Consider the following 7,536-nt stretch of genomic DNA (forward strand, 5'->3'; position numbering starts at 1 on the left):
CGTTCTCCCTAAACCAAGCGACGCAGTATCAACAGATGGCGCTGGCCTTGGCAACCGGGAACCTTGAGCACGTGCGTCTCCTGCAGACGAAAGTCCGCGGGCAGCGCTTGCAGCTCATCGTCCGGATGCACGCCTTTCATCGCCAGCCACTCGGTTTGGCCATCACCCAGATGACGGGTCCAGGTACTGAAGTCTTCCAGCGAACTGAATGCCCGCGAGCAGATCCCGGCAAACGGCTGCTCGGGACGGAACGCCTCGACCCGGCTGTGGATAACCTCGAGGTTGCCCAGCTTGAGCTCAAGTTTCACCTGGGTGAGGAAGCGCGTCTTCTTGCCGTTGGAGTCGAGCAGGGTGAACCGCCGCTGTGGAAACAGGATGGCCAGCGGAATGCCCGGCATGCCGCCACCGCTGCCGACGTCCAGCCAGCTGTCACCACGCTCGGCGACGAATGGCACCACACTGAGGCTGTCGAGCAAATGACGCGAGACCATCTCGTCCGGATTGCGCACCGCGGTGAGGTTGTAGGCCTTGTTCCACTTGATCAGCAGCGCCAGGTAAGCGAGCAGCAATTCCTGTTGCTCAGCGGAGAGCGCGACGCCCAGCGTTCGCGCGCCTTGTGCCAGTTCTTCGGCATGACGTTGGGTCACCTCGGACATCAGGCGCTTTGCTCCAACTGCCGGCCGGCACCGCGTTTCTTCAGATGAATCAACAACAGGGACACCGCCGCCGGCGTAACCCCGGGGATACGCGACGCCTGACCCAACGTCTGTGGGCGCGCCTGGTTCAGCTTGCCCTGGATCTCTCGGGACAACCCGGAAATGCCGAGGTAATCGAGGTCATCCGGAAGTTGCGTGTTCTCACTGGCACGCAGGCGCTGGATTTCCTCCTGCTGACGGTCGATGTAGCCGGCGTACTTGGTCTTGATCTCGACCTGTTCGGCCACTTGCGGATCCTCGACACCACCACCGGTGACGTCGACCAGACTGGCGTAATCGATTTCCGGGCGGCTGAGCAGGTTGAGCAGGTTGTACTCGTGGGTCAGCGGGGTGCCGAAGCGGCTGACAATGGCATCGCCCTGTGGCGTACCGGGACGTACCCACGTGCTCTTCAGACGCTGCTCTTCTTGGACGATTCCTTCACGCTTGGCTTCGAAGGCCGCCCAGCGAGTGTCATCGACCAGGCCCAGCTCACGGCCTTTCTCGGTCAGGCGCAGGTCCGCGTTGTCCTCGCGCAGGATCAGCCGGTATTCGGCGCGCGAGGTGAACATGCGGTAGGGCTCCTGAGTACCCAGGGTAATCAGGTCGTCGACCAGCACGCCGATGTAGGCCTCGTCACGACGCGGACACCAGCTGTCCCGGCCCTGGGCGCGCAACGCGGCATTGGTACCGGCCAGCAGGCCCTGGGCGCCGGCCTCTTCGTAACCGGTGGTGCCATTGATCTGCCCGGCGAAGAACAGGCCACCGATGACCTTGGTCTCCAGGCTGTACTTGAGGTCGCGCGGATCGAAGTAGTCGTACTCGATGGCGTAACCGGGACGCACGATATGCGCGTTTTCCATGCCGCGAATGGAGCGCACCAGGTCCAGTTGCACATCGAAGGGCAGCGAAGTGGAAATGCCGTTCGGGTACAACTCATGGGTATTCAGACCTTCCGGCTCGATGAATACCTGGTGACTTTCCTTGTCGGCGAAGCGGTGAATCTTGTCTTCGATCGACGGGCAATAGCGTGGACCTATGCCTTCGATCACCCCGGAATACATCGGCGAGCGGTCGAGGTTGCTGGCGATGATCTCGTGGGTACGGGCGTTGGTGTGGGTGATCCAGCAACTGACTTGCTGCGGATGCTGTTCCTTGTTGCCCATGAAGGACATCACCGGAATCGGTGTGTCGCCGGGCTGCTCGGTCATCACCGAGAAATCCACACTGCGCCCGTCGATGCGCGGTGGCGTACCGGTCTTCAAGCGCCCGACGCGCAGTGGCAGTTCGCGCAAGCGGTTGGCCAGGGCGATGGAAGGCGGGTCGCCGGCACGGCCGCCGGAGTAGTTCTGCAGACCGATGTGGATAAGTCCGCTCAGGAAGGTGCCGGTGGTCAGCACCACCGAGTCGGCAAGAAAACGCAGGCCCATCTGGGTGACGACGCCTTTCACCTGATCCTGCTCGACGATCAGGTCATCTGCTGCTTGCTGGAATATCCACAGGTTGGCCTGGTTTTCCAGGATTTCCCGTACAGCTGCCTTGTACAGCACCCGATCAGCCTGAGCGCGGGTAGCCCTTACGGCGGGACCCTTGCGGCTGTTGAGGACGCGGAACTGAATGCCGCCCTTGTCGGTGGCGGTTGCCATGGCACCGCCGAGCGCATCGATTTCCTTGACCAGATGGCTTTTGCCGATACCACCAATGGCCGGGTTGCAGCTCATTTGCCCCAGGGTTTCCACGTTGTGGGTCAGCAATAGCGTCTTCACGCCCATGCGTGCGGCTGCCAGCGCAGCCTCGGTACCGGCATGACCACCGCCGATCACGATCACGTCAAAACGGGAAGGGAAATCCACCACGCACCTCGTGCCTGAATAGGGAGATTGATTAGGGAATCTGGAAAGGCCGCAAGTATAGGCAGTTAAGCAGGGTGAATGAAGCCTTCTGCACAAAAAATAGCCAGCACTACTCGCAGCGCACGGGGTATCGACTTACAAAGAATAAAAGAATGAATTTTTATAAAGCCTTATTTTTATGTTTATGTATGGTGAAGCCACTTTCTGTGGATAAGCTTCTGTAAGCCATGCCTGGCAGGCGATTCAGCGATTGAAAACCCTGTGCTGAAGCTGGCGGTTTCCGGTTGGGAAGCTGGCAGATAGCTGTGGACTAAACCGCAGGTTATGCACAGGCGCATTTATCTTCAGCTTTCAAGCCGGCTTATCGACTGGGCTCAGGCGGGGTTGTCCACAGGGCTTATCCAGGCCGGTATAAGTCTGTTGCTCCCCAGAATGTGCTCGTTTAGCGGAATGAAAGGCAGCCGAAGGCGCCGATTCAAGTCGGAAGCCTGGGGACAACAGAAAGGTTATTTACCGATGCAGAAGCTGGAAAAGATCCGCCCGAGCAGGTCGTCGGAGCTGAAAGCGCCGGTGATCTCGCCCAGCGCTTGCTGAGCCTGGCGCAAGTCCTCGGCCAGCAGCTCGCCAGCGCCGGCCAGAGTCAGTTGCGCACGTCCGTGTTCCAGATGACCAGATGCCTGGCGCAACGCTTCCAGGTGCCGGCGTCGAGCGCTGAAGCCGCTTTCGGCGGTTTGCTCGTAGCCCATGCAGGCCTTGAGGTGCTCGCGCAGCAAGTCCAGACCTTCGGCGGATTTGACCGATAGGCTCAAGGTCACGTGGCCATCGGCACAGGTTTCCAGTTGCACGGGTTCACCGGAGAGGTCGGCTTTATTGCGGATCAGGGTGACCCGTTCTGGCGCTGGCCTGCTGTCGAGAAACTCCGGCCATAAAGCAAAGGGGTCGGCGGATTCGGCGGCAGTCGAGTCGACCACCAGCAGGATGCGATCCGCCTCGCCAATGGCCTTGAGTGCACGTTCCACGCCGATCCGCTCGACCTGGTCATCGGTATCGCGCAGGCCGGCGGTGTCCACCACGTGCAGCGGCATGCCGTCGATGTGGATATGTTCGCGCAGGACATCGCGTGTGGTGCCGGCGATTTCGGTCACGATGGCCGCTTCGCGCCCGGCGAGGGCGTTGAGCAGGCTGGACTTGCCGGCGTTCGGGCGACCGGCGATCACCACCGTCATGCCGTCGCGCAGCAGTGCGCCTTGCCCGGCTTCGCGGAGCACTGTGGATAAGTCGCCACGAACGCCATCGAGCAGATTGAGAACATGGCCATCAGCAAGAAAGTCGATTTCTTCCTCGGGGAAGTCGATGGCTGCTTCGACATAGATGCGCAGCGCGATCAACTGCTCGGTCAGGTCATGCACCCGGCGCGAGAACTCGCCCTGCAGCGAACGCAGAGCATTGCGCGCGGCCTGCGCCGAACTGGCTTCGATCAGGTCGGCGATGGCTTCGGCCTGGGCCAGGTCGAGTTTGTCGTTGAGAAAGGCGCGCTCACTGAACTCGCCCGGTCGCGCCTGGCGCGCGCCGAGCTCCAGGCAACGCTGCAGCAGCATGTCCAGCACCACGGGACCGCCGTGGCCCTGCAACTCCAGGACATCCTCACCTGTGAAGGAGTGCGGCCCGGGGAAGAACAACAGCAGGCCCTGGTCGATGACCTCGCCATCATTGTCATGCCAGGGGCCGTAATGGGCGTGGCGTGGCTTGGGCTCAAGGCCACTGAGGGTGATGGCCAGCGCTCGGGCACGCGGCCCGGAGACCCGCACGATGCCAACCCCGCCACGACCCTGGGCAGTGGCAACGGCAGCGATGGTTTCACGGACAGCTTGCATGGCGGACCCCAGGGTAAATGACGGATAGCAAAACGCCCCACAAGGGGGCGTTTTGTACAGCGGCGCAGGTGTCAGGCTTTCGCCGTGGCCGCCTCGATCTTGCGGGTAATGTACCACTGCTGTGCGATCGACAGGCAGTTGTTGACCACCCAGTACAGGACCAGACCGGCAGGGAACCAGAGGAAGAAGAAGGTGAAGATGATCGGCATCAGCTTCATCACTTTGGCCTGCATCGGGTCCGGTGGTGTCGGGTTGAGCTGCTGCTGAATGAACATGGTGGCGCCCATGATGATCGGCAGGATGAAGAACGGATCCTTGATCGACAGGTCGGTGATCCACAGCAACCAGGGTGCCTGGCGCATCTCCACACTTTCCAGCAGGGTCCAGTACAGGGCGAGGAAGACCGGCATCTGCACCAGGATCGGCAGGCAGCCGCCCAGCGGGTTGATCTTCTCTTTCTTGTACAGCTCCATCATCGCCTGGGACATCTTCTGGCGATCGTCGCCATGCTGTTCCTTCAGGGCCTGCAGCTTCGGCGATACCGCACGCATGCGCGCCATCGATTTGTAGCTGGCTGCGGACAGCGGGAAGAACGCCAGTTTGATCAGGATGGTCAGGGCGATGATCGACCAGCCCCAGTTACCCAGCAGGCTGTGGATATGTTCCAGCAGCCAGAAGATCGGCTGGGACAGGAACCACAGCGGGCCGTAGTCGACGGTCAGCTCGAGGCCAGGCGACAGCTGGCCTAGGTAGCCTTGCAGTTTCGGGCCGGCATACAGGACCAGATCGCTTTCCAGCTTGCCACCTGCAGGGACGCTGAGGGTCGGGCCGGTGAAGCCGACGATATAGTTGCCCTGTGTGTCCTTGCGAGTCATGACCTGGTGAGTTTCACCCTTGGCCGGAACCCAGGCGGTCACGAAGTAGTGTTGCAGCCAGGCTACCCAGCCGCCTTCAACGCTGAGCTTCAGCGTTTCCTTGTCCATGTCCTTCATCGAGACCTTGGTGTAGGCCTTCTCAGGAGTCCAGACCGCGGCACCAAGGTAGGTGGAGACGCCGGTGGCAGTGGTCGACGACGGGTCGGCACTGCTGTCGCGTTTGAGCTGGGCGTAGACATTACCGCTCCAGGCCTGCTCGCTCTGGTTGTCGATCAGGTAGCTGACGGTTACCTGATACGCGGCTGGGTCGACGCAGCCCGGTTTCTTCAGCATCTGCTCCTTGGCCGAGCAGGTCGGATTAAGGCCACGTTTGAAGCTGAAACGCTTGATGTAGTGAACGCCGCCTTCATTCAGGGTCAGGTCCACGACCAGGCTGTCCTGACCCTCGGCCAGTTCATACGCCTTCTTGTCGCTGTTCCACAGGGCACGGCCGCTGCTTTTGTCCGGCGCATTGCTGCCGATCAAGCCGCTCTGGGCCAGGTAGTTACGCTCATTGCCGTTGTCGAACAGCTGGAACGGAACATCGGGTCGGTCCTGGCGGCGCGGGTATTGCGGCAGACTCAACTGCACGATATCGCCACCACGCGGATCGATAGCCAGGTCCAGGACGTCGGTCTTGACCTTGATCAGGCCTGCACTGGCCGATACGGCTTCAGCCTGAGGAACTGTCGGCTCGGCATTGATCGAGGGCACATCGCTGTTGTGGTTCGCCGCAGGTGTATCCGGCAACGCAGGAACACTGTTGGAGGTCGTGACGGCCGCACTCTGGGTGGGCAACTCGGCCTGGCCGTAGTCCTGGTTCCATTGAAGAACCATCAAATAGGACACGACTGCCAGGGCGACGAACAGGATCGAGCGTTGGATATCCATGGATTACTCGGTCATCGAAGGGGAGGAAAGGGGCGGAACCGGGTCGTAACCACCGGGATTCCAGGGATGACAGCGACTCAGGCGGCGTATGCCAAGCCAGCCACCGCGTAACACGCCGTGTAGCTCGATGGCTTCCTGGGTGTAGCAGGAACAGCTGGGGTAGAAGCGACAGTGACTGGCCATCAAAGGGCTGATGGCATAGCGGTAGAACTGGATCGGAAGGATCGCCAGTTTACGCATGGGGACTGTCGCCCGGCCCTGATCCGGTTTCGAGCTCAGGGTCAGGTCGCTGGCGAGCAAGGCGTTTCCAGAGTTTGCTGAACTGCTGATGCAGCTCCGGGTTCTCCAGATCGCCAAGACCTTTGCGTGCTACCACGACAATATCCCAACCTGCCAGTGAGGCCTGATTGAGCCGGAAGGAATTCCGAATCAGGCGTTTCAGACGGTTACGTTCGACCGAAAGCTTGACGCTTTTCTTGCCGATGACCAAACCCAGGCGGGGATGATCCAGATCGTTGTCGCGAGCGAGGAGCAGGACGTGCTTGCCAGGAACCTTACCGCTGGGTGAGTCGAAGACTGCCTTGAATTGTCGGGGTATCAGCAGGCGCTTTTCCCGACAGAAGTCTTGACTCACTACCCGTTCCGGTTGATCAGACAGCCAGACGCTTGCGGCCCTTGGCGCGACGACGCGACAGGACGGCACGGCCGTTCTTGGTGGCCATGCGGGCGCGGAAACCGTGGGTACGAGCGCGCTTGATAGTGCTGGGTTGGAAAGTGCGTTTCATGGTGCTTACCTGGGTGATCCACTGCGGGCCGGAATGGCCCCCGTTTAAAGAGACCGGCGATTCTAGTGAAACCGCAGGCGCAGGTCAATTTCCAGACAGCCTTTACGTACTTAAAGAAGATAAAAAGATAGAAATACTTAAAAAGACTAGATGTGTTTATAACGCTTAAGGGAGCCCCTATCTGTGGATAACGTTCTGTAGACCAGGCAGAGCAAAGCATTCAGCGATTAGAAAGGCTGTCATTAACCTCTTCAGTGAATGTGTGGCAGGTGAGCATAGCCTGTGTGTGGAATGCCGTTTTACCCACAGACGGTTTTTTCAGCAGGTTACTACCAACGTTGTACAGGCCTCTATACGGCCGTTATCCACAGCCCTCCTGGCGTCATTTACTTATTCCTTATTAACGTAATAAATCCTTGATTTTGCTTGGGGGAAGACACTTTTTCATGTGGATAACTCGGGTTGCGAGGGCTACAATGCGGGCTGTTTTTTCGTCGCCATCGATGGCGAATTAGGGGATTTCA

The 7,536-nt window shown here is 59.8% G+C and carries 7 protein-coding genes; all 7 read right to left on the reverse strand.

Annotated features, from left to right (window positions below; translation table 11 throughout):
* Window positions 1-8: 8 nt before the first annotated feature.
* Window positions 9-656 (reverse strand): 16S rRNA (guanine(527)-N(7))-methyltransferase RsmG, encoded by a 648-nt coding sequence (gene rsmG, locus ACWPW0_RS23095; RefSeq protein ID WP_454256673.1) that lies wholly within the window; start codon window positions 654-656, stop codon window positions 9-11.
* On the reverse strand, window positions 656-2,548 hold the full coding sequence (gene mnmG, locus ACWPW0_RS23100) for a tRNA uridine-5-carboxymethylaminomethyl(34) synthesis enzyme MnmG (protein ID WP_454256674.1): 1,893 nt from the start codon (window positions 2,546-2,548) through the stop codon (window positions 656-658). Before mnmG ends, rsmG begins: the two co-directional genes overlap by 1 nt.
* Window positions 2,549-3,054: 506 nt before the next feature.
* Window positions 3,055-4,422, reverse strand: a complete 1,368-nt coding sequence (mnmE, locus tag ACWPW0_RS23105) for a tRNA uridine-5-carboxymethylaminomethyl(34) synthesis GTPase MnmE (RefSeq protein WP_454256675.1) — start codon at window positions 4,420-4,422, stop codon at window positions 3,055-3,057.
* Between the two features lie 71 nt (window positions 4,423-4,493).
* On the reverse strand, window positions 4,494-6,227 hold the full coding sequence (yidC, locus tag ACWPW0_RS23110; RefSeq protein WP_447595487.1) for a membrane protein insertase YidC: 1,734 nt from the start codon (window positions 6,225-6,227) through the stop codon (window positions 4,494-4,496).
* A gap of 3 nt (window positions 6,228-6,230) precedes the next feature.
* Window positions 6,231-6,467, reverse strand: a complete 237-nt coding sequence (yidD, locus tag ACWPW0_RS23115) for a membrane protein insertion efficiency factor YidD (RefSeq protein ID WP_447595488.1) — start codon at window positions 6,465-6,467, stop codon at window positions 6,231-6,233.
* Window positions 6,460-6,885, reverse strand: coding sequence for a ribonuclease P protein component (rnpA, locus tag ACWPW0_RS23120; RefSeq protein ID WP_454256786.1), 426 nt, complete (start codon window positions 6,883-6,885; stop codon window positions 6,460-6,462). The genes yidD and rnpA overlap by 8 nt, the downstream gene beginning before the upstream one ends.
* Complete coding sequence (rpmH, locus tag ACWPW0_RS23125) at window positions 6,878-7,012, reverse strand: 50S ribosomal protein L34 (protein ID WP_002551315.1); 135 nt, start codon at window positions 7,010-7,012, stop codon at window positions 6,878-6,880. Before rpmH ends, rnpA begins: the two co-directional genes overlap by 8 nt.
* Window positions 7,013-7,536 lie beyond the last annotated feature (524 nt).

Source organism: Pseudomonas sp. Marseille-Q8238 (assembly GCF_965111915.1).

What these genes read in the sequence shown, in the direction of transcription:
- rpmH (WP_002551315.1), bottom strand. Translation starts at nt 7,012, where the DNA reads ATGAAACGCACTTTCCAACCCAGCACTATCAAGCGCGCTCGTACCCAC.
- mnmE (WP_454256675.1), bottom strand. Translation starts at nt 4,422, where the DNA reads ATGCAAGCTGTCCGTGAAACCATCGCTGCCGTTGCCACTGCCCAGGGT.
- yidC (WP_447595487.1), bottom strand. Translation starts at nt 6,227, where the DNA reads ATGGATATCCAACGCTCGATCCTGTTCGTCGCCCTGGCAGTCGTGTCC.
- rsmG (WP_454256673.1), bottom strand. Translation starts at nt 656, where the DNA reads ATGTCCGAGGTGACCCAACGTCATGCCGAAGAACTGGCACAAGGCGCG.
- yidD (WP_447595488.1), bottom strand. Translation starts at nt 6,467, where the DNA reads ATGCGTAAACTGGCGATCCTTCCGATCCAGTTCTACCGCTATGCCATC.